Raw genomic sequence first — 18525 nt, 5'->3', positions numbered from 1 at the left:
AAACATCAGATAGCTCGCTCCAATGTATTTAATCGCGGTGAACATAACAACGGTCTGATCCAGACCGTAATCTCCACTCAGTTATCATGCCTTGTTGTGTGGTGCTCCTCTGAATTGCCCCTTGTTAAAAATGACTTCAGGCTTTCACTACTGTTTATAAAGCCAGTGAAAATTGTGTAAGTGAGCTTATCACCCATTTTTACGAGGATGCTTTTATGAGTGACAGTGAAGAAACCATAAACGTGAGTGCTCCCGGAGGGGGCAATTATGGCCAGCCTGTCGGTGGCAATGGAAACAACGGTGGTCAGAATGGCAGTGGCGGGAATGCTTTATCCTCTGACGGGAAAACCCTCAGCGTGTTCGGGATGCCGGCCATCGCTGTACCCGTTAATGGCGTAGGGGGGATCACGCTGTTTGATACGACAGCCATCGCCGGTGAAATCACCGCTGCAATAGCAGCTCTGGATAAGGCCCTGGCCGTTGCTCCCCTGTAGGCCTGAAGTAAACCAGGCAGGCGAGCAGCCCCTGAATATGGCTAAAGGGGCATTCAGGGGCCAGATGATGTCAGAGCAGGGTAAAGTATCTGACTGCGCCGTAAGCTCGACGTAGCCGCTTACAGCCTGATATATATTGCTTTCTCGTCCCTTCCTTATTCCTAATAGCGATGGTTCGCTACTATCGCTAAAGCAGATTCAACACTTCCCCCCAGGATATTGCTGACAATAACAGGAAACCGCTTTTCCAACGCTGATCAAGCATTTCGCTCAGCTTTTACGACACAGAGTATGCTCTGCCCGGCATTATCAATCCGGAGCCTTCCATGAAGAAAGCATTTCAAGTGCGCTTTCGTAGTTACCTGTCGCTTCAGCAGTGCGTAAATATTTGGCATTTTCAACGATAATTTCATGAGGCGTGGGATCGGCATACAAGAGACCTAGCGCTTCATCAAGGAATTCATCCAGGGGCATGGCATGTTCGTCATTTTCCTGTCCGAACAATGTAGTGCGTACCCCCGGAGGAGCCAACTCAATAACGCGTACGGGAGTGTCGCTAAGTTGTACCCGCAAGCCCGCCGTGAACGCATGTACGGCAGACTTTGTGGCACTATAGGTCATGGCTATCGGAAACGGAACAAACGCAAGAGAAGAGCTGACATTAATGATGAAGCTGTCGTTATTTTTAACCAGTTGGGGTAAGAACGCATATGTCATACGGATGGTGCCCAACAGGTTAATATCAACGGTCTGCTGTGCAATGTCCACTGAGTCCGGATCCAGTACATTTTCGCTCAACATGATGCCTGCGTTATTGATGACAACGTTCAGTTCAGGGTAACGCTCTGCTGCAATTTTGCTTGCCCGGATAATGGATTCGGCGTCAGCAACATCGAGTTCGATTGCTTCCATACCCGAATAGTCGGCTGTCATTTTATCAAGTAATGCCTTACGGCGACCTGCCACAATGACTTTATTGCCAGCTTCATGGAAACGCACCGCGAGGCCCAGCCCAATACCCGATGTGGCACCCGTGATGAGGATCGTATTACCTGAAGTTTTCATGTGTTTCTCCGAGTAGATAAAAAGAGTAGAATAATAAACGGACAACTGTCCGATTCACAAAAATTACCGGACAACTGTCCGTATAGCAAGGTTTTAATCATCCGAATGGGGGGAGTTGTGGCACCTAAAGAAAAAATGGAGCGTCCGGCACGCGCTGATGCACAGCAGAATCGCGAACGTATTCTGACTGTTGCGCTCCAGGAACTGACTGTTTCAGCTGACGTCCCGCTATCGACGATCGCGAAAAGGGCTGGCGTCGGACAGGCAACGTTTTATCGACACTTCCCGTCAAGGGAGGTACTGGTGATGGAGGTTTACCGCTATGAAATGCTGCAGGTCACTCAGTATGCAGAGTTTCTGCTCAAAACGCGTACGCCCGAGCAGGCATTGCGTGAATGGATAATCCGTCTTGCTGAGTATGCTATGACCAAAGCCGGCCTGGCTGATGCTATTCGGGGGGTATCGCTAGCTGTTGGCGGGAACTGTTCGGGGAATACGGGTTATGCTCCAGTGATTAATGCTGCACAGACGCTGCTTGATGCAAATAAGAAAGCGGGAACCACCCACGCAGGCGTAACCACGGACGATTTTTTCCTGGCAATTGCCGGGGTATGGCAGCTTGATTTTAATGACGACTGGCGGCCCCGGCTTACCTGGCTCATAAACATTGTTATGGCGGGGCTGCGCGCCGGTGCGCCACAACGTACCGTATGAACAGGCATCGCATCTGCGTTGTCAGGTTTTAATGCCTTTGAAGGTAACAGCAATGATGTGCCTGATGAAACAGAACAGTAAGTCCTGCTCACGACAATATAAACCAGACGACTTCTTTTTTTGCTGTCGCAATACATATCTTCCTGAAGAAACAGTAAGGATACATACAGTTAGTGAGTTTTAAAAAAACTGGCTACACGATTGAAAGCTTTCTTAGGAGCCCAGGGGGGCAGTTGTGTTGAACGAGGATCGCTATCCGGGAAAGTTTTTACAAGAGAGTAACTTACCATATCAAGGTCTTTATCTCCTTCACCGAGACGATATGCTGGGAAAGAAAAGATAAAGATAAAAACGCCCTCTACTCCGGCATTATACAAAAGATTAAGTTGCTCACCGACATAATCCGCCTGTTCCTGTTCGCTGCGAACCGGAGTCACGCCACCGGCAAACTTTCCGCTACCGTCAGGATTTTGCCCCTCAAGAACCATGAAGCCGGCACCTCCTTTTTCAGCAGCGCCTTCATATGTACAGCTGCCAACTTCCATCACAACGAAAGGTTTTTCGGTCCGGTAACGTTTAATGCCTTCTACATATTTCTCAGCTGTTTCACCGTTACGGTAATAGTCTACACCTGTGATTTCAAAGCAAGACCAGTCAACAGACTCCCAGCTACCGGATGCATACGTTATCAGGCCGCCAAATTCACTACGTACTTTTCCAGAGATTTCCTTCAGAAGCTTGTTTAGTTTTTTAAACTCGTCTGAAAACAGGGCTTCAGGATCAGAAGAGTTTGTTTTCTGAGCCTGAGAGATCATCCACGATATGCGCTCATTTACCGAGTTACCGGGGAATATGCCGCTGTTGAATAAGGAAATTTCACATCCGCAAACGAATATAATTTCGATACCTTCCTTCCTGAGTGATTCGGCGGCCCTGGCAGCCTGATGAAAATATTCAGGTAGCTCATCGACAGAAACATTCATTTTCCATGGATTAAAAAAAACTGTTAGCCCGGCCTCGTGCGCCAGACGGGAAGTTGTTACCAGGCGTTCAATTTCCTCTCCCTCGACACGCACAGAGTTCGCGTATAAATCGTTTGCAATTGTCTGCATATCATATCTGGCAAGCTCAGCGTTAAATGGTTCGACAGAGGGGGGATTGCCTTCCACAAACCTAAGACCAACATCATAAACAACACCTTTATATTTCATTTGATTGCCCGCTTTGCTTTTTGCTGACGAGATGCCGGTCCCCAAAATTGTCATGGCAGCGGCACCTGTAAAGATATGGAGAAGTTGTCTTCTACTCACTTGCATGATTTGCTCACATATAAAAGTTAAAGGGAAGTTACATAGCTGTGGCCTAATCTTCATTCTCTACTGCTTTCACCAGACATGAGGAGGTTTTACTGGCAACAGCACCATGTTTTACTGACTTACTGCAGGACAGAACGACTTTTATTTTTTTGCAGCAATTGTTGTAGGGAGTCAGCAGAAATGCTTTAGTACAGCTGGTCTTAAACAGACTGAACGATAGAAACCAATGACTGTTACATTTGACGGGTGAGTGTCACTCTGTGACAATTATGTCACCAAGTGACAGGTTTATCAAAACCAATTTCAGAGTATAAAAATGAACTCACGAGCCACAGCGAGAAAGGCACTCCGGGAACAAATCGCGCAGACTGCTTATGAAATGTTCCGTGAAAACGGGTATGAGAAAACTACGGTAAGAGCTATTTCTGCTGCGCTTGGAATGTCCACACGAAATTACTTCAGGTATTTTCCTACCAAAGAAGACGTTCTTATGGAGACAACGCATAATTTCAAAGTGGTTTTCCTGGATGCTTTCTTTCAAAGACTGACCGTCGAGGACATCTGGGAAGCAATGAAAAATTCAATAGTTCAGTGCACATTGCTCTTCACCAGTCACCACGAAGAAGAAGTCCAGGCGTTTATACGGGCTACACCCGCACTGTTCTCACGCCAGTTGGAAATATTTGAATGTATGGTATCTGATGCCACGGAATACTATATGCTGCATCATGCCAAATCCCTGAGCCGGATGGTCGTAAGCGCTTTGATCAGGTCCGGTTTTACCTGTCTCCAGTCTGTTCAGGAAAGCGAGGCGGCAAAAGTATCTGAGGACGTCTTCATTGATTTGATGGGAAAAATGAAGCCTGTACTTCTGGTCTCTTCCTGATAGAAAGCCTGCCTAATCCCAACAAGCAAATCTGATTAACTGAAGCTGAGCTATTAACAATAAATGAATCCTTTCCGTGGTTCATCCAGCGCACACAGTCCCGCACGGGGCGTCTACAGCGTCCATTTTAATCCGTATCTTGTCCCTTACTTTGTCGGCATGCAGAACCGCTTTACCCAGTTCCGCCTGGGCGAAACCAGGGAGATCACCAGTCTGACCCTGATCCAACATCCTGCTCCATTCAGAAACAGAATCCCGGCATGATAAATACTCCCCTGAACGGAGGTGGTGCCGGTGAAAAAGTCACGATTCACCGAAGAACAGATTGTTTTTGCCCTGAAACAGGCTGCCCACTTGTATTCGTTGCCGCCCCGGGCTTTTCATTCAACTTAACGGGTGTACTCCAATGAGCCAGCTTTACAACTACAAAAATCCGCCTGCAAGTGCTGAAGACATCGCTATGGCTATGCAGAAGTGCGATATAAAACCGGACGCATGGATAATCCGATTCTGGGCGCAGTGCGACGGCGCGATGATCGAAGACCTTGTGATTATTCATTCCACGGACTCCATCGTTGAACGCCAACAGGCCTACGATATATCGGCGTCGTTTCCTGATCACCTGCTGATTGGTGACGACTCTGGCGGTCGCTTAGTATTAATGGAGCGTACGGCAGAGCCTCGATTTTACCTACAGGACTCGGGAAATCCTTTCATTGAAGATGCAAAGGTTTTTTCATCCCTTGATGCATTGATCAAAGCAGTTGTTGAAGAGGACTGAGCATAACCACATGGTAGCGGGTGGCCTCCGGATCTTACAGAAAACGGATCTGTGGGCTTAACGGATGAGAGCGTGAGGAGGATTTGGCAGAGCAGGACGAATAACCCCCTGCTGTCGCTTCCGGAGCGCCGGTGACGGGCTTATAACCTGCATACAGCTGCCCCCCGTCCTGCCGGAATGTCCGCTTAGAGCGAAGAGCGGACATTATGTCTTAGAGAAGGTTTGATAAAATGGCGTTCGATCCGAACAGTTATCATTATCCGGCGATGAGCAATCAATCAAAGGCCGAATATAGCCTCAATTTCTATCGAGAGGTCAGGTGAAAAGAGGCGGCTGACTTCTACAAGCGAGCTGGCGGGCAGGTGATCACCGTAATTTCGGTACAGCACGTTGCGTAGCCCGTCTATCTCCTCAAAAGAGGTGATGAATATAGTTACTTTGATTAGTGCTGAAAAATCTGTCTCTTCTGCGCTGGCAATTTTCCTGATTTGGCTGAATATTTCTTCAGCCTGCTCAACAATACCTTCATGCTGTGCCGTTGTGCCAAACGCAGTCAGGCCGGAAATATAGAGCGTGTTGCCATGCTTTACTGAATGGACGTACGGCGCTTTTACTTCACCTAACGCACTGTAATTTTTTCTTACCAGATGACTCATGCCGATGGCCTTTTTGAAAAGGAACAGGCCACAACCATACCATTCTACTGTGAATGCTCAACCCTGATTAGCATAGTGTAAAGTATGCCATGTCCGCTTCTGGCGCAGGGCTGCTGTTACAGCCCAAAAAATCGTAGACTGCAATGCCCGGATAACGGACTGTGCTCTCCAGTTTCTTATGGCCCAACAGAAGCTGGAGCAGCCGGTGATGCTTGGTTTTCTTGTAAAGCAGGTGAGGTTTTGTTCTTCTTATGGAAGGTGTGCTGCACAGCGAATCTTCGGGGCCAGGCTTTGCTGCCCATCCATGAAAAATGCGATTGTATTGTCGGGTTAGCGATGCTGGCAAGATGTGCAGTGATGATATGAAGCCTCTTTATTCTTATTTTTTAAAATCAATCAGTTACTTTTGGCAGGCGACGGAGTTTTTCAAAGGCGGTCTGATCAAATGAACAGGTTGAAATGGGGGTTTATGGTCTGGCTGGTTGCTCGCGTACAAGCATGCGTACCTGCTTACCACGATAGTTAACATGATTTTGAAACTGGAAACCAAAGCGTTCAGCTAAATAATTTGAACGTTTGTTTTCTTCATCAATAATACAGCACACCGGAGAGGAGAATGTCCTGTCGGCCCATAGTAAAACTGCGGCCAGTGCTTCAGACGCATAACCGTTGCCACGAACTTCTGGAATCAATGTCCATCCAGCTTCAGGGTATTGCAACTCAGGCGTGATATCACGATGCGCATCCTGAAATCCAAACGCACCAGCATAACGGCCTGTCGTTTTTTCAAACACTGCCCAGTAGCCATACCCTAACGCCTGCCAGTGCCCGATATAACGTAATAAGCGGGTCCAGACCATTTCTGGCGTTGGATTTTCTCCGCCATTAATCTTCGCCATTTCAGGCGTCGCCCAGCACTCTCTGAGTGCCGGGAAATCATCAAGTGTAAATTGCTTTAAAATCAGGCGTTCTGTTTCAAGTTGAGGTGCTTGCTGTGTCATCATTATTTTTCCTTATCTTAGTGCCAGAGTTTGGCTAATATTGACCACCTTGCACAGCTCTGTTTCCAAAAATGCATATAACGGGAGCAACGTCCGCTTCTGGCACCTGGCGGAGTGGGACAAGTCGTCTGCTGTGAGCAAGAAGCAGATGTTTAGCTTGCAGCAAGAAGGTGGCAACTTATATTTCTTGAGCTTATGCCCATCCCTTGTTTTGCAGAACCACCCTGTATCTGTCGGAATCAACAAATGTCCTTCCGTTCACATCCCAGTATGGGTTAAATGACTTTGCCATTCTGAAACCGGCATTTTTCACTCTTTCGCAAGCATGTATCCATTCATCTTTATCCGGGTAATAAAGAACGAGTAAATCCTCCTCAGTATGCAAAGGGTGAACAGAATGGTGATGGCAAAAAGTGAATTCTATATGCCAGTCTAAATCTTCCCGCCCTAACATAACGCCATTGAAACCGTGATGATCGTTGAATTCAGCAATTTTGTGCAAACCCAGCCCCTGACTGTACATAAGAAAAGATCTCTCAAGATTAGTGACGGGTCTGGCAATACGCATATGAGTAAACATGTGGGGATCCTTGCGAAAAGACTGCATAAACGTTGGAGTCCGGCTTGAGTTTACACGCTATCATGTTTTTAATTTTCCCCTGAGAGCTCACGCTATAACACGCCTTGTTAACGTCCGCTTTCGGCACCAGGCAGACAGACTAACGGGACAAGCCGTCTGCTGTGAGCGAAAAGCAGACTCATTAGCGTCGTCGCGAACAGCTTCTGTAAGCGACGACTCACTTCACCGCGACATGAGGCATAGGCGACAAATAACGACAACGCGTAACGACATTAGACTGTCAGCCCGTAGTTTTCAGCCTTACGGCTGCGCTGTTTACGGCAGCCATATCCTTATACCCTGTATGCCCGGAGGTTTTCGGCGGCATAACTTACTCACGTTGACCTCATAGCATGTCGCAGCTGCCAACTAAATCTTCTTTTCCACCAACGGCTTTACCAAAATTCCCATGAATCAACTTGATTGCGCTGGTCGATCAATAATACTGTATATAAACACAGTAAATAATGAGAAGACAGTCATGATGTTTTTTAAGCCTGCCGATATTCACGCGATTGTCGCGTTACCCCTGTTTATTGAGCGCGTGCCGTGCGGATTTCCGTCTCCGGCCCAGGATTATGTTGAGCAGCGTCTGGATCTGAACCATCTGCTTATTGCTCACCCAAGTTCAACCTATTTTATCCGGGTCAGCGGGGACTCAATGATTGGCGCGGGGATAAACGATGGCGATATGCTGGTCGTTGACAGCGCACTGAATGCCGTGCACGGGGACATCATTGTCGCTGCCTTATCGGGCGAGTTCACCGTCAAGCAGCTGATCACCACACCCTCTCTTTCCCTCAGGCCGATGAACCCGGCGTATTCCGTTATTCCCATTGCTGACCCCGATCAGTTTGAGATCTTTGGCGTGGTGAAGCACGTCATTAAGACGATACACCGCTAATGTTTGCCCTGGTGGATGTCAATTCGTTCTACGCCAGCTGCGAAACCGTATTCCGGCCCGATCTGCGTGGCAAAGCGGTAGTTGTACTGAGTAATAACGACGGCTGTATTATTGCGCGCAGTGCCGAAGTCAAAAAGTTAAACATCCCGATGGGCGCTCCCTATTTCAAGCTTAAAGACCAGATAAAACAGCATAATATCCACGTCTTCAGCTCTAACTATGCGCTGTATGCCGACATGAGCCACCGGGTGATGACTACCCTTGAGCAGATGGCTCCCGCTATCGAAATTTACTCCATCGATGAGGCCTTTATGGACCTGACGGGCGTCCGCCAGTGTCGGATCCTTGACGAGTTCGGCCGGGAAATACGGGAGCGGGTGAAGCGGGATACGCATCTGACGGTGGGGGTGGGCATTGCGCCTACCAAGACCTTAGCCAAACTGGCCAACCACGCAGCCAAAAAATGGACGAAGACCGGCGGGGTGCTGGATCTGTCGGATGTTGAGCGCCAGCGGAAGCTGATGGGGTTAGTCGCGGTCGAAGATGTGTGGGGCGTGGGGCGGCGCATCAGTAAGAGGCTGAATGCGATGGGCATCATCACGGCGAAAGATTTGTCGGAGCAAAGTACCAGCACCATTCGCAAACATTTCAATGTGGTACTGGAGCGAACCGTGCGTGAACTGCGCGGTGAGCCGTGCCTGACGCTGGAGGATCTGGCGCCCGCCAGGCAGCAAATCATGTGTTCACGATCGTTTGGCTCACGCATCACGGAATACGACGAGATGCGGCAGGCCGTGTGCGCCTATGCCGAACGCGCGGCCGCAAAGCTGCGGGAAGATGGCCAGTACTGTCGGTTTATCAGCGTTTTTCTGCGTACCAGCCCCCATGCGGAAGGCGAAGTGTTCTATGGTAATCAGGCCTCTGGCACGCTGCTGACGCCCTCGAACGACACGCGGGATATCCTTCGCGTGGCAACGGAGGCACTCGACCGGATTTGGGTTGAGGGGCATCGTTATATGAAAGCCGGGGTGATGCTGGGGGACTTTTTCTCGCAGGGGGTGGCGCAGATGAACCTGTTTGACGCCTCCCCGTCGCCCCTCAACAGCGAAGTGCTGATGGGGGTCATTGACAGACTGAATCAGTCAGGAAAAGGCAAAGTGTGGTTTGCCGGACAGGGCATTGAAAAAGCCTGGGCGATGAAGCGGGAGATGCTATCGCCCGCTTATACAACCCGCTACGCCGATCTGCCGGTGGCGAAATGAGCGCTCTTATCTGGCGCTAATCAGCAATTTTGATCACGATTTTACCGAATGCGCCGCGCGACAGATGTTCAAATGCTTCAATCGCCTCGCTGAAGGGGTACACCTTTTCAATCACCGGCACGATATTGTGCTGGTTCAGGAACGGATTCATGCGGTCAAATGCGGCGCGCGGCGCCACGGCAATGCCCCGCAGGGTGGTCTGACGGAAAATCACTGACATCAGATCCAGCTCTGCGGTCTGGCCCGTCAGGAAACCCACCTGGGCCACCGTGCCGGCCACTTTTGTTGCCTGAACGGACTGGTTGATCCCGTTACCGCCAGCCACTTCAACCGTGATGTCAGCCCCTTTACCGCCGGTCAGTTCAAGGACTTTCTTTTCCCAGTCGGGATGGGTTTTATAGTTGATGCCTTCATCAGCGCCCAGCGCTTTAATGCGGGCAAGATTTTCATCGTTGCTGGAGGTGGCGATCACCCGTGCGCCGTAAGCATGGGCGATTTGCGCGGCAAACACCGATACGCCGCCCGTCCCCTGGACCAGCACGGTCTGACCCGGCTGCAGATTTCCCGCCTCCATCAGCGAATACCAGGCGGTCAGTGCGGCGATCGGCAGCGTTGAGGCTTCCTCATCCGTCATATTCTCCGGGGCCTGTACCGCGCTGTCTTCATGAATAATCATGTATTCAGCGAGGCCGCCGGGCAGAGGCATTCCTGTACACCAGTCGGGCTCATCCGCGGCGGGTTCGCCGTCAAGCCAGCGTGAGTAGAGATGGGAATTCACGCGATCGCCGATGCCGAAGCGGGTAACACCTTCTCCGGTTGACACGACCGTACCGGCGGCGTCAGAGACGGGGATGAGGGAGGCGGGTACCCGGTGAGGCTCGTAGAATCCCTCCACAATGGCTTTATCACGAAAATTCAGTGACACTGCACCTACCTTCACCAGCAGTTCACCCGGACCTGGCGTCGGAACAGGAACGTCTTCCAGCTTGAGGTTGTTAAGGCCAAAATCTTTCAGTAACCATGCTTTCATCGTTGTGCTTCCTCTTAATCATCGGTGTCGGGAGGGGGCTGAAACATTCAGCCCCGGTCAGACTCCTGAGCCACCCATTGCCGGTCAGGATAGTCACGGCAGGGGGCGGGAAAAAGAGGCGCCCGGATACTTCAGTGTTACTGTTAGTGAAACAATGCTCACCAGCGGGGCACGCGATCCCGGGTATAATGTGTGAAAGGCGTCGCGCGATGTCGGTTCATCAGGAAGGTGAAGAGGTATGATGCATCCCACTATGCTTGATTCAATGAAGGTGTTTGTTCAGGTCGTCGAATTGCGCAGCTTTACCAAAGCTGCGGATGCACTGCAACTTCACCGCCCTGCGGTCACCCGGGCGATCCAGCAGATTGAGGCGGATCTGGGCGTTAAGCTGCTGCACCGCACCACGCGCAGCCTGAGCCTGACGGCAGAGGGGGAGGCGTTTTATCAGCGGGCCAGGCTGCTGCTGCTTGAGGTCAGCGATCTCATGGCGTCATTTTCCCCCACGCAGCCGCCCCGGGGACGTTTACGTATCGACGCGCCGCTTGCCCTGACGCATGGCATTCTGGTGCCTGCGCTGGCTGATTTTCAGAGCCTTTACCCTGATATAGAGATGGTGCTGACCGCCTCTGACCGCAAGGCAGATCTGGTCGCTGAGGGGATTGACTGCGCAATCCGCCTCGGCGAACTGGATGATTCCAGCTTTATCTCCCGGCGGTTAGGCCGTGTGCGGATGGCCACCTGCGCCGCGCCCTCGTATCTGGAAAAATACGGTACGCCGCTGACGCCAGACGACCTGATACACCACAAGGCGGTTAACTTTTTCAGCGAACACAGTCGTGAAGTGATGGCGTGGAATTTTGTCGTCGACGGCGAGACGGTGGCGCGACGTCCTGCCAGCAGTATGCTGGTCAACAATTCAGACGTCCTGCTTTCCTGTGGTCTGGCGGGGTTAGGAATGCTTCATGCGCTACGCACCGCTCTGGAACCGTCTATCGCTACCGGCCGGTTGCAAGAGGTGCTGACGCCATACGCCGCCGTGACGAAACCGGTGTCCATTTTATACCCGGACAGGCGCTACCTTTCGCCTAAGGTCAGGGTCTTTATCGACTGGTTTTCCGCGCTATTTGCCAGCCAGCAGGGCGTCTGATTTCCACCGGCCGGCGCTACCGTCAGGGCAGAGGGATACGGGCGTCCCGTTGATGCCATCGCGCCAGCACAATGCCAGGCAAACAAAGGCTGATAATCACCAGAAAAGCCACCAGTGGCCCCCCCATCAGCAACAGAGCAAAGAGTAATGCGGCGTTCATACTGTTCCTTAACGATCCGTTAATAGCACCGGGTTTATGCTGTTCCAGTGCCAGCAATGTTGTTTTGATCGCGATCACAACTTGTGATGCTGTTTTTGTGGCCCGGCTCACGCGTACGCAAAACCTGAGTTAACTTGATAAAACAGCGTTACTGGCATATCGGCGGTAATCGTTTTTCAGCCCGGCTTTGGCCGGGTTTTTTTTATCCCTGAATCGGTAAGAGGGTGCAGCAAAGGGGGCTATATGGTAGCAACATTCACAGCAGTGAGTCTGGGAGCCGCGGTGACCTCGGGATCCAGTCTGGTCGGGTTTATCGGTACAACCGATTACGGTGTCATGTTCGGCGCGTTTGCGGGTGCGGTGTTTTATGTGGCGACGGCGGCGGATATCCAGGTTATTCGTCGCGCTGCATACTTTTTGGTGTCGTGGATCGTGGGTATCTATGGGGCAGGTCTGGTGGGAGCGAAGCTGGCACAGCTCCTGGGTTACAGCGATAAGCCACTGGATGGTCTGGGGGCGGTGCTGCTGTCAGCCCTGGCGATAAAAACGCTGACATTTTTCAGCCAGCAGGATCCGGCAAGCTGGCTTGCACGCTGGAAAGGAGGGCATCATGGTAACAAGTGATCCTATGGTCATCATTAATGTGGTGGTGTGTTCGGCCATTGTGCTGCGGCTGATGTTTTTCTATAAGGCAGGAGCCAGGCATCAGCGCTGGGCGTCGTGGCTGGCCTACCTGATTATTCTGGCGTATGCCTCTGTACCGTTCCGCTTTTTGTTTGACGTTTATGCCCATACGCACTGGGCTGCGGTGACGATTAACATGATATTTTGTGCCGCTGTCTGGCGGGCAAAAGGCAATGTCGCCCAGGTTTTCGAGGTGCTGCGTCCACGGCGCTGAAAGGAAAGGGGGAAAGAACAGCGTCTTCGCGTGCAGACAGATAAACCCGCCGCAGAGCGGGTCATTACCGCACCAGTAGAACCATAAAAAGCAGGGGCATTCCGGACGCGCAGGCGGTTTTCTGGAAATAACTGGATGTATTTTATACTGCCCGTCTTCTGTAATGGCCTGATCTTACGCTTTTTTTATAATTAACTTATTGAAAGACAACATGATAATAATTTAAATCCTGAGGTGGGGTTGTGATGACGTCATCAGGCTACGTAAAATAGATCCAAAAGTTAAATCAGGAGAAGATCGTGTCTGAGTCTGTATCTGGCGAACACCCATTTGAACGGCTTGAAGAAGCCAAAAATATTGCCCTGGGCTGGCGTATTGTGGGGCAGATGCCACCACAAACCCTTGAAGAAGCCATTCAGATGCTGCATGACAGTTCGGCGTTTGCCGCAAAAGTCCACGATCTGCTGACTGAAGAGCTGGCAGCGAACGCCCGCCGTTAAAGTCTGCTGACCTGACTGACTTACCGCTGCGCGGCTTCCCGTTGATAACGGTAGCGTGACCACTCCTCCCAGCAGTGTTCCGGGTCGGTATCACTAAAATTTTGTGAGCGATCGAGCGCGCTGGCAATCGTATCGGGAATGGTTACACAGACAACAGAATCGCGCAGCGTTTCCACCTCTTCTCGTGTCAGTCTCGTCCCTTTCTGCCGCTCAGCATCACTGAGTAATCCCATAAGTGAAGGTATATAGATAGTGGCCATAGTTGTCCCGATGATTACCTTATTATTGTGCTGGTTAATTTTTCGGCAGCTGACGGGGAAACTTTAGGCGCAGAGGCAAGGTAGAGTCGTGGCTGACAACAGGAAAGGCGATTTCAGACAAAAAAAAGCCCGCTAAGAGCTTGAGTGCGGGCCAACACCAGGGAAATTGATGAGTTAAAGGATAGGATGATTTCCAGCGAATGCCAGTAAACCATCCTCATCATCCTGCCCTTTCATCAATTTTTTTGACCCATCCAGCGATATTTGCATCAGAATTCTTCGGATACCATCCACTGATCGGCTTCATCAAACATCTCTTCGATGATGCGCAACAGCGTGGACTTATCACTCTTACTGGCGTCACTCTTCACACCATTAGCCTGCATGGGTTTCACTTTGACCACGGCGTCAGGAAACACTTTCTGTACGCGTTTTTCCAGTTCATTAAGGATAAGCTGCTCGGCATTGGCCAGACCGGCTACATTGCGCTTGTCATAAATCAGTTCAACAAACATTTTTTCTCCTTGTGCATTTTTGCTGGATAAAAATACAGGTATCTCAGGCCAGGTACAACATTATTTCTTATCTGAGGTCAATAAAGGCAGCAAACAGCCTGACGGGACGGGGAACGGGCTGAAAAGAGGGTTCTTTTGGTTTTCTGGCGGGGCTAAAATAACGGCTTCAGTACCGGAAGCATTGACGCAAAGGAAACCAGCAATGACACAAAATATTTATGATAACCCGGATTTTTTCGCCGGTTATGCCACGCTGAATCGCTCAACACTGGGCCTGGAAGGCGCCCCGGAGTGGCCTGCGGTACAGGCGATCCTGCCCCCGTTAAAACAGCGTCAGGTGGTCGACCTGGGCTGTGGTTATGGCTGGTTTAGCCGCTATGCCTGTCAGCAGGGGGCCGACGCCGTACTGGCAATCGATGTGTCGGAAAAAATGCTGGCGAAAGCGGTCTCGCTGGGGGATAACCCGGCGATTGACTGGCGGCGTGCGGATCTGGAAACATTAACCCTGCCCCCGCAGCGCTACGATCTGGCATGGAGTGCCCTGGCGCTGCATTACGTGGAAGCGCTGCCGGCGCTGTTGCAGACGGTATTTGCCTCCCTGAAACCCGGCGGGCAGTTCATTTTCACCGCCGAACATCCGATCTACACGGCTCCCCGTAACCCGGGCTGGCTGAGTAGCGGAGAACAGCAGAAATGCTGGCCGCTCAGTGACTATCAGCGCGAAGAGCAGCGGGTGACTAACTGGTTTGCCGACGGGGTTATCAAGCAGCACCGCACACTGGGAAGCTGGATCAATCACCTTGTTGCCGCCGGGTTTACCATTGATTCGCTCAACGAGTGGGGCCCCACGCCGCAGCAGATCGCGCAGCAACCTGCGCTGGCAGAAGAACAGGAGCGGCCAATGCTGTTTATTATGGCGGTCACCCGGCCCAAAGCCTGATCAGTGGATGCTGGTATGCTGCGCGGAATGGCGCAGATCCAGCACGTTATTCTCTGCCTCATCCAGCAGTGCCAGCCACTGGCGCACATCCACCTCCTGCCACGCCTGGTGGCCGAGAGTGGTTCCCATCAGTATCACATCCGGGCGTAACGCCCGATAAAATTCCAGTGTCTGCCGCAGGTCGTTTTCATTACTCTCCTCCACCAGCACCGTCACCCAGCGCCCCCGGTGTAAAGTGACAGTGTCACCGACAAACAGGTAGGTCTTGCCATAGGGTGACGCATAAAGATAGCTGGTGCTGCCGGGGGTGTGCCCGGGAGTGGGAACCACATGAAAACTGCCGCAGTGAACCTCAGCCGTATGAAAGGTGGCATCGGCTTCGGCGAAGTGGCTGACCTGGCCTAACGCCCGTGCATGGCAGTACAGCGCTGAATTAAACCGCTGTTGTAATGTTCGCGTGGCAGGGCAGGCCTCATGACAGTGGGTCAGATAATGACGGATGAGGCCGCCGCGATCGGCAATCGCCTGCTGGTCTTCCGCGCTGCTCACCCGCGAAATCAGTAAATTCCCGCGTAAATGCTGCAATAAAAAACCGTGCATAACCTGGACCGGTTCATCCTCACTGGCGGGAAACTCGGGGGTGGATACCCAGAGATCTTCATACAACTGTTTCATTATTATTGTGCTCCCCACGATCAGCGCAGCACGGGATGTCCTGATAGTTGAAGCGAGGCCGCGGTATCCTCCACCGTCAACAGGCCTGGGGAGCCCAGGGGCAGAGTGACGGTATCGGCACTGTGACCAAACTTCAGACCAGTGACCACTGGCAGGCCGGTCAGATCGCGTATCAGGTTCCAGACGCTGTTGAAATCGTAGCCGTTGTCGTAATCCGTCGAAGTGGTTCCGCTAAAACTGCCGGTAACAATGGCACTCTGGCGGGAGAGAATGCCGCATTGATGCAGTTGCAGCAGCATACGTTCAATGCGAAAAGGGTGCTCATTAACATCCTCGATCACCAGAATCCCCCCCTGAATATCAGGCATCCAGGGGGTGCCAATCAGCGAGGCAATCATCGCCAGGTTACCGCCCCAGACGGTGCCAGCGACCTGAACCTGTTGTGATACTGTCGTCCAGTTTACCGTTAATTGTGGCGAAGTGAGCGCCCGCCAGAAGTGGTCGACGGTAAAATCAGACAAAACCTCAGAGCCGAAATTGCCCGCCAGCATCGGTGCACTGAAACTGGGTAGCCCGTTTTGTGCCAGCAGTGCCAGCTGAATCGCGGTGAAATCGCTGTGACCGCAGAGGGCGAGGGGCGCGTCCAGCAGGCGCTCATGAAGGGCCGAATAATTGATAAACGGCAGCAAGCGCGTGGCACCATAGCCGCCGCGCACGGCCAGAACAATGTCGGGTAAGACGTCAAGCGTTGCTAATCCGTTGATATCGGCCAGACGCTGACGATCGCTGCCAGCAAAACGCTGTTCACGGCGGGCAATAATGCCGCTGTTATTCACTCGATGGCCATCCGCTTCCAGCCGGGCGACGCCGCGCGCCGCTGCAGCAGGATTGTGGCAGTAGCCAGAAGGGGCAACCAGATGAATAGTACGTGGAATTGTTGACATAACGCTCACTTTGATGATTTTTTATGCGTGCGCAGTGAATTAATGGTAATTCAGTGCGGTCGAATAACGTCGATGATGACGAATTGCTGCCGTGAAGTCATCCGTAGGCCGCACAATTTAAGAGTGACGGCAATTTCCTGAAAGTGGCAATTCCGTATGATAGTCATGAAGCTAAGGCTCAGAGGATAATATAAGCGTGAGAAAAAGCGTGAAAACAGCGGCGATCATCGCAGCATTATTGCTGGCAGGCTGTGCCAGTGAACCCCACAGAAACATTGTCCGGCAGACCGACACCCCCTTAACACAGGCTCCGCCTTCACAGGTGGCCAGTGCCTGGTCCATGATGACCGAGCAGGCGGCACAGCGGAATGGCGTCGATCAAAAACTGGTTGAAGCGATCATTGCCGTGGAATCGGGCGGCAATCCAACGGTTGTCAGCAGGTCGAATGCCGTTGGATTGATGCAGATAAAGGCTTCAACGGCCGGTCGTGAGGTGTATCGTTCTCAGGGCCTGCGCGGGCAGCCGACGAAATCAGAGCTGCGCGATCCAGTGAAGAATATCGACATTGGCACCGCGTATCTGCGCATTCTGCAGGAGCAGCAGCTGGCGGGTATACGGGACCCGAAAACCCTGCGCTATGCCACCATCGTCTCCTATGCCAACGGGGCCGGGGCGTTACTCCGCACGTTCTCCCGCGATCGCGATCGGGCGATTGCGATGATTAATGCGATGACTCCGGAAGCGTTTTATCAGCATGTGCAGAATAAACATCCGGCGGCTCAGGCGCCGCGCTACCTGTGGAAAGTGACTACCGCTTACCGCACCATCTGATATTTACTGGAAACGGTTGGCTTTATCGCGCGCCAGCCGTTCCAGCGAAAAGATCACCTGTTGTAACGCCCGCTCCTGTGCTGCATTCAGCGACAGGAAGCGAAAGCTCAGACGGGGGGTGACAATCGTTTCACTTTTACTGCCCACCACGCTGCGTTTACCGATGGTGATCAGCTGCGCATCCACTTCAAAACGGCCATAGTCCCCCATCTCAACGCGCAGTTTTTTGATGCTGTCACCGGTTTTCAGTGTCTCCGGCAGCGCGCTGTCCGAAAGGACGCCCACGCCGCCCAGAGATACGTCCTGCAGGCGCAGCCGGCCTTCACCGGAGCCGTCAGGCCAGGGAATATGGCAGTAAAACACCGGATTGAGCGGGGCGTTTACGCGAAAGAATTCGCGGCGCTGGATCATCCAGAGCAGTTCCGGCAGGTCGGCAGAAAAAGCCGGCAGCCCGTCATGCTCAACCGTCCCCAGCCTGTGCAGCGCAAATTCGACCTTGGCACCCCGGGTTTCAGCCGTGATGTGCAGGTTATCAGCCTCTCTGGCCAGCTGATTGTCATGGTCATTGCTGCCGAAATCGAGCACCATGCTTTCTTTGTCGGCATACAGCAGTCGCGTGATAAACTGGCCACGCGCGTGGGACACCATCACCGGCGTCTGGTTTTCCAGAAGATCCCGCAGGACGGCCAGTACGGCCAGCGGCCCACGTTTCAGATACTGCTCTTTGTCGTCCTCTTTCACATCCAGCTCCAGTCGAATACCACATCATGCGCGTTAGCGGCCCTGTAACGGTTATCGGCACCGGTATCGCGCCCTTTACAATTATCTTACGAAAGTTGTTAAGAAAGTTTAGATTTAAATCACAGACTTAGAAACCTCGCCTATACTTAGTGCGTTTTATTAGGTGAAGCGTTAAATCAGAAGAT

At 51.8% G+C, this 18525-nt stretch carries 24 protein-coding genes and 2 pseudogenes; 13 read left to right on the top strand and 13 right to left on the bottom strand.

What is annotated here, in order from left to right; translation table 11 throughout:
• Positions 1-215 precede the first annotated feature (215 nt).
• Positions 216-494, top strand: a complete 279-nt coding sequence (locus tag K6L24_RS12840; RefSeq protein WP_187509687.1) for a hypothetical protein — start codon at positions 216-218, stop codon at positions 492-494.
• Between the two features lie 309 nt (positions 495-803).
• Here the strand turns inward: K6L24_RS12840 and K6L24_RS12835 are convergent, their stop codons facing one another.
• Positions 804-1559 carry an SDR family oxidoreductase gene (locus tag K6L24_RS12835; protein ID WP_118664285.1) on the bottom strand — a complete coding sequence of 252 codons (756 nt, stop codon included), beginning with the start codon at positions 1557-1559 and terminating at the stop codon, positions 804-806.
• Positions 1560-1676: 117 nt separating this feature from the next.
• Between K6L24_RS12835 and K6L24_RS12830 the strand changes: the two genes are divergently transcribed.
• The gene (locus K6L24_RS12830; RefSeq protein ID WP_157075996.1) at positions 1677-2273 is read left to right on the top strand and encodes a TetR/AcrR family transcriptional regulator; all 597 of its coding nucleotides are present in this window, start codon (positions 1677-1679) and stop codon (positions 2271-2273) included.
• A gap of 170 nt (positions 2274-2443) precedes the next feature.
• Here K6L24_RS12830 and K6L24_RS12825 read toward each other — a convergent pair whose 3' ends face one another.
• Positions 2444-3538 (bottom strand): glycoside hydrolase family 113 protein, encoded by a 1095-nt coding sequence (locus K6L24_RS12825; protein WP_222681534.1) that lies wholly within the window; start codon positions 3536-3538, stop codon positions 2444-2446.
• A 367-nt stretch (positions 3539-3905) separates the two neighbouring features.
• Here K6L24_RS12825 and K6L24_RS12820 point away from each other — a divergent pair, with 367 nt between their 5' ends.
• The 3 genes and pseudogenes from K6L24_RS12820 (at position 3906) to K6L24_RS12815 (ending at position 5256) form a co-directional block, all read left to right on the top strand.
• Positions 3906-4475: a TetR/AcrR family transcriptional regulator gene (locus K6L24_RS12820; RefSeq protein WP_222681533.1), complete on the top strand. Its 570-nt coding sequence runs from the start codon at positions 3906-3908 to the stop codon at positions 4473-4475.
• Between the two features lie 65 nt (positions 4476-4540).
• Positions 4541-4688: pseudogene (locus K6L24_RS22475) on the top strand (replication initiation protein RepE); the annotation flags it as partial.
• A gap of 193 nt (positions 4689-4881) precedes the next feature.
• Positions 4882-5256 carry a hypothetical protein gene (locus K6L24_RS12815; RefSeq protein ID WP_191927123.1) on the top strand — a complete coding sequence of 125 codons (375 nt, stop codon included), beginning with the start codon at positions 4882-4884 and terminating at the stop codon, positions 5254-5256.
• Positions 5257-5534: 278 nt separating this feature from the next.
• Here the strand turns inward: K6L24_RS12815 and K6L24_RS12810 are convergent, their stop codons facing one another.
• The 4 genes and pseudogenes from K6L24_RS12810 to K6L24_RS12795 form a co-directional block, all read right to left on the bottom strand.
• Positions 5535-5912 (bottom strand): RidA family protein, encoded by a 378-nt coding sequence (locus tag K6L24_RS12810; RefSeq protein ID WP_137268493.1) that lies wholly within the window; start codon positions 5910-5912, stop codon positions 5535-5537.
• 67 nt (positions 5913-5979) lie between these two features.
• Positions 5980-6243 (bottom strand): annotated as a pseudogene (locus K6L24_RS12805) (site-specific integrase); the annotation flags it as partial.
• A 136-nt stretch (positions 6244-6379) separates the two neighbouring features.
• Positions 6380-6916, bottom strand: a complete 537-nt coding sequence (locus K6L24_RS12800; RefSeq protein WP_137268494.1) for a GNAT family N-acetyltransferase — start codon at positions 6914-6916, stop codon at positions 6380-6382.
• 190 nt (positions 6917-7106) lie between these two features.
• Entirely contained in the window at positions 7107-7493 is a 387-nt protein-coding gene (locus K6L24_RS12795; RefSeq protein ID WP_062743618.1) for a VOC family protein, read from the bottom strand.
• Between the two features lie 520 nt (positions 7494-8013).
• Here K6L24_RS12795 and umuD point away from each other — a divergent pair.
• A complete protein-coding gene (gene umuD, locus K6L24_RS12790; RefSeq protein WP_062743617.1) occupies positions 8014-8436 on the top strand; it encodes a translesion error-prone DNA polymerase V autoproteolytic subunit in 423 nt (140 codons plus the stop codon).
• Positions 8436-9698 carry a translesion error-prone DNA polymerase V subunit UmuC gene (umuC, locus tag K6L24_RS12785; protein ID WP_062743616.1) on the top strand — a complete coding sequence of 421 codons (1263 nt, stop codon included), beginning with the start codon at positions 8436-8438 and terminating at the stop codon, positions 9696-9698. Before umuD ends, umuC begins: the two co-directional genes overlap by 1 nt.
• Positions 9699-9714: 16 nt before the next feature.
• On the opposite strand, the gene K6L24_RS12780 is transcribed toward umuC, so the two are convergent.
• The gene (locus tag K6L24_RS12780) at positions 9715-10728 is read right to left on the bottom strand and encodes a zinc-dependent alcohol dehydrogenase family protein (RefSeq protein ID WP_222681532.1); all 1014 of its coding nucleotides are present in this window, start codon (positions 10726-10728) and stop codon (positions 9715-9717) included.
• Positions 10729-10969: 241 nt separating this feature from the next.
• Between K6L24_RS12780 and K6L24_RS12775 the strand changes: the two genes are divergently transcribed.
• Positions 10970-11875 carry a LysR family transcriptional regulator gene (locus K6L24_RS12775; protein ID WP_222682328.1) on the top strand — a complete coding sequence of 302 codons (906 nt, stop codon included), beginning with the start codon at positions 10970-10972 and terminating at the stop codon, positions 11873-11875.
• A 22-nt stretch (positions 11876-11897) separates the two neighbouring features.
• Here the strand turns inward: K6L24_RS12775 and K6L24_RS12770 are convergent, their stop codons facing one another.
• Positions 11898-12035, bottom strand: a complete 138-nt coding sequence (locus K6L24_RS12770; protein ID WP_157075995.1) for a hypothetical protein — start codon at positions 12033-12035, stop codon at positions 11898-11900.
• 243 nt (positions 12036-12278) lie between these two features.
• Between K6L24_RS12770 and K6L24_RS12765 the strand changes: the two genes are divergently transcribed.
• The 3 genes from K6L24_RS12765 (at position 12279) to K6L24_RS12755 (ending at position 13433) form a co-directional block, all read left to right on the top strand.
• Complete coding sequence (locus K6L24_RS12765; protein ID WP_062743614.1) at positions 12279-12659, top strand: putative holin; 381 nt, start codon at positions 12279-12281, stop codon at positions 12657-12659.
• A complete protein-coding gene (locus K6L24_RS12760; protein ID WP_062743613.1) occupies positions 12646-12933 on the top strand; it encodes a phage holin family protein in 288 nt (95 codons plus the stop codon). Before K6L24_RS12765 ends, K6L24_RS12760 begins: the two co-directional genes overlap by 14 nt.
• A gap of 299 nt (positions 12934-13232) precedes the next feature.
• Complete coding sequence (locus K6L24_RS12755) at positions 13233-13433, top strand: hypothetical protein (protein WP_062743612.1); 201 nt, start codon at positions 13233-13235, stop codon at positions 13431-13433.
• Between the two features lie 20 nt (positions 13434-13453).
• Here K6L24_RS12755 and K6L24_RS12750 read toward each other — a convergent pair whose 3' ends face one another.
• Together K6L24_RS12750 and K6L24_RS12745 are read right to left on the bottom strand one after the other, a co-directional pair.
• Complete coding sequence (locus tag K6L24_RS12750) at positions 13454-13693, bottom strand: hypothetical protein (RefSeq protein ID WP_062743611.1); 240 nt, start codon at positions 13691-13693, stop codon at positions 13454-13456.
• 269 nt (positions 13694-13962) lie between these two features.
• The gene (locus K6L24_RS12745) at positions 13963-14208 is read right to left on the bottom strand and encodes a DinI-like family protein (RefSeq protein ID WP_062743610.1); all 246 of its coding nucleotides are present in this window, start codon (positions 14206-14208) and stop codon (positions 13963-13965) included.
• Positions 14209-14410: 202 nt separating this feature from the next.
• Here K6L24_RS12745 and K6L24_RS12740 point away from each other — a divergent pair, with 202 nt between their 5' ends.
• Positions 14411-15148 (top strand): class I SAM-dependent methyltransferase, encoded by a 738-nt coding sequence (locus K6L24_RS12740; RefSeq protein ID WP_222681531.1) that lies wholly within the window; start codon positions 14411-14413, stop codon positions 15146-15148.
• On the opposite strand, the gene K6L24_RS12735 is transcribed toward K6L24_RS12740, so the two are convergent.
• Positions 15149-15823, bottom strand: a complete 675-nt coding sequence (locus K6L24_RS12735) for an MBL fold metallo-hydrolase (protein ID WP_062743608.1) — start codon at positions 15821-15823, stop codon at positions 15149-15151.
• A gap of 20 nt (positions 15824-15843) precedes the next feature.
• Positions 15844-16767, bottom strand: coding sequence for a muramoyltetrapeptide carboxypeptidase (gene ldcA / locus K6L24_RS12730; protein ID WP_062743607.1), 924 nt, complete (start codon positions 16765-16767; stop codon positions 15844-15846).
• A 196-nt stretch (positions 16768-16963) separates the two neighbouring features.
• On the opposite strand from ldcA, the gene emtA reads away from it, so the two are divergent.
• Positions 16964-17599, top strand: coding sequence for a membrane-bound lytic murein transglycosylase EmtA (gene emtA / locus K6L24_RS12725; protein ID WP_084344162.1), 636 nt, complete (start codon positions 16964-16966; stop codon positions 17597-17599).
• A 3-nt stretch (positions 17600-17602) separates the two neighbouring features.
• On the opposite strand, the gene K6L24_RS12720 is transcribed toward emtA, so the two are convergent.
• Positions 17603-18340: a flagellar brake protein gene (locus K6L24_RS12720; protein WP_222681530.1), complete on the bottom strand. Its 738-nt coding sequence runs from the start codon at positions 18338-18340 to the stop codon at positions 17603-17605.
• Between the last annotated feature and the right edge of the window lie 185 nt (positions 18341-18525).

It is taken from the genome of Erwinia persicina, from assembly GCF_019844095.1.
Taxonomy (GTDB): Bacteria; Pseudomonadota; Gammaproteobacteria; order Enterobacterales; family Enterobacteriaceae; genus Erwinia; species Erwinia persicina.
This window is presented reverse-complemented; position numbering and strand designations above follow the sequence as displayed.

Excerpts from the sequence above, each read along its gene's own strand:
- K6L24_RS12840 (WP_187509687.1), top strand. The coding sequence starts at position 216 with ATGAGTGACAGTGAAGAAACCATAAACGTGAGTGCTCCCGGAGGGGGC.
- K6L24_RS12835 (WP_118664285.1), bottom strand. The coding sequence starts at position 1,559 with ATGAAAACTTCAGGTAATACGATCCTCATCACGGGTGCCACATCGGGT.
- K6L24_RS12825 (WP_222681534.1), bottom strand. The coding sequence starts at position 3,538 with ATGACAATTTTGGGGACCGGCATCTCGTCAGCAAAAAGCAAAGCGGGC.
- K6L24_RS12820 (WP_222681533.1), top strand. The coding sequence starts at position 3,906 with ATGAACTCACGAGCCACAGCGAGAAAGGCACTCCGGGAACAAATCGCG.
- K6L24_RS12815 (WP_191927123.1), top strand. The coding sequence starts at position 4,882 with ATGAGCCAGCTTTACAACTACAAAAATCCGCCTGCAAGTGCTGAAGAC.
- K6L24_RS12810 (WP_137268493.1), bottom strand. The coding sequence starts at position 5,912 with ATGAGTCATCTGGTAAGAAAAAATTACAGTGCGTTAGGTGAAGTAAAA.
- K6L24_RS12800 (WP_137268494.1), bottom strand. The coding sequence starts at position 6,916 with ATGATGACACAGCAAGCACCTCAACTTGAAACAGAACGCCTGATTTTA.
- K6L24_RS12795 (WP_062743618.1), bottom strand. The coding sequence starts at position 7,493 with ATGTTTACTCATATGCGTATTGCCAGACCCGTCACTAATCTTGAGAGA.
- umuD (WP_062743617.1), top strand. The coding sequence starts at position 8,014 with ATGATGTTTTTTAAGCCTGCCGATATTCACGCGATTGTCGCGTTACCC.
- umuC (WP_062743616.1), top strand. The coding sequence starts at position 8,436 with ATGTTTGCCCTGGTGGATGTCAATTCGTTCTACGCCAGCTGCGAAACC.
- K6L24_RS12780 (WP_222681532.1), bottom strand. The coding sequence starts at position 10,728 with ATGAAAGCATGGTTACTGAAAGATTTTGGCCTTAACAACCTCAAGCTG.
- K6L24_RS12775 (WP_222682328.1), top strand. The coding sequence starts at position 10,970 with ATGCATCCCACTATGCTTGATTCAATGAAGGTGTTTGTTCAGGTCGTC.
- K6L24_RS12770 (WP_157075995.1), bottom strand. The coding sequence starts at position 12,035 with ATGAACGCCGCATTACTCTTTGCTCTGTTGCTGATGGGGGGGCCACTG.
- K6L24_RS12765 (WP_062743614.1), top strand. The coding sequence starts at position 12,279 with ATGGTAGCAACATTCACAGCAGTGAGTCTGGGAGCCGCGGTGACCTCG.
- K6L24_RS12760 (WP_062743613.1), top strand. The coding sequence starts at position 12,646 with ATGGTAACAAGTGATCCTATGGTCATCATTAATGTGGTGGTGTGTTCG.
- K6L24_RS12750 (WP_062743611.1), bottom strand. The coding sequence starts at position 13,693 with ATGGCCACTATCTATATACCTTCACTTATGGGATTACTCAGTGATGCT.
- K6L24_RS12745 (WP_062743610.1), bottom strand. The coding sequence starts at position 14,208 with ATGTTTGTTGAACTGATTTATGACAAGCGCAATGTAGCCGGTCTGGCC.
- K6L24_RS12740 (WP_222681531.1), top strand. The coding sequence starts at position 14,411 with ATGACACAAAATATTTATGATAACCCGGATTTTTTCGCCGGTTATGCC.
- K6L24_RS12735 (WP_062743608.1), bottom strand. The coding sequence starts at position 15,823 with ATGAAACAGTTGTATGAAGATCTCTGGGTATCCACCCCCGAGTTTCCC.
- ldcA (WP_062743607.1), bottom strand. The coding sequence starts at position 16,767 with ATGTCAACAATTCCACGTACTATTCATCTGGTTGCCCCTTCTGGCTAC.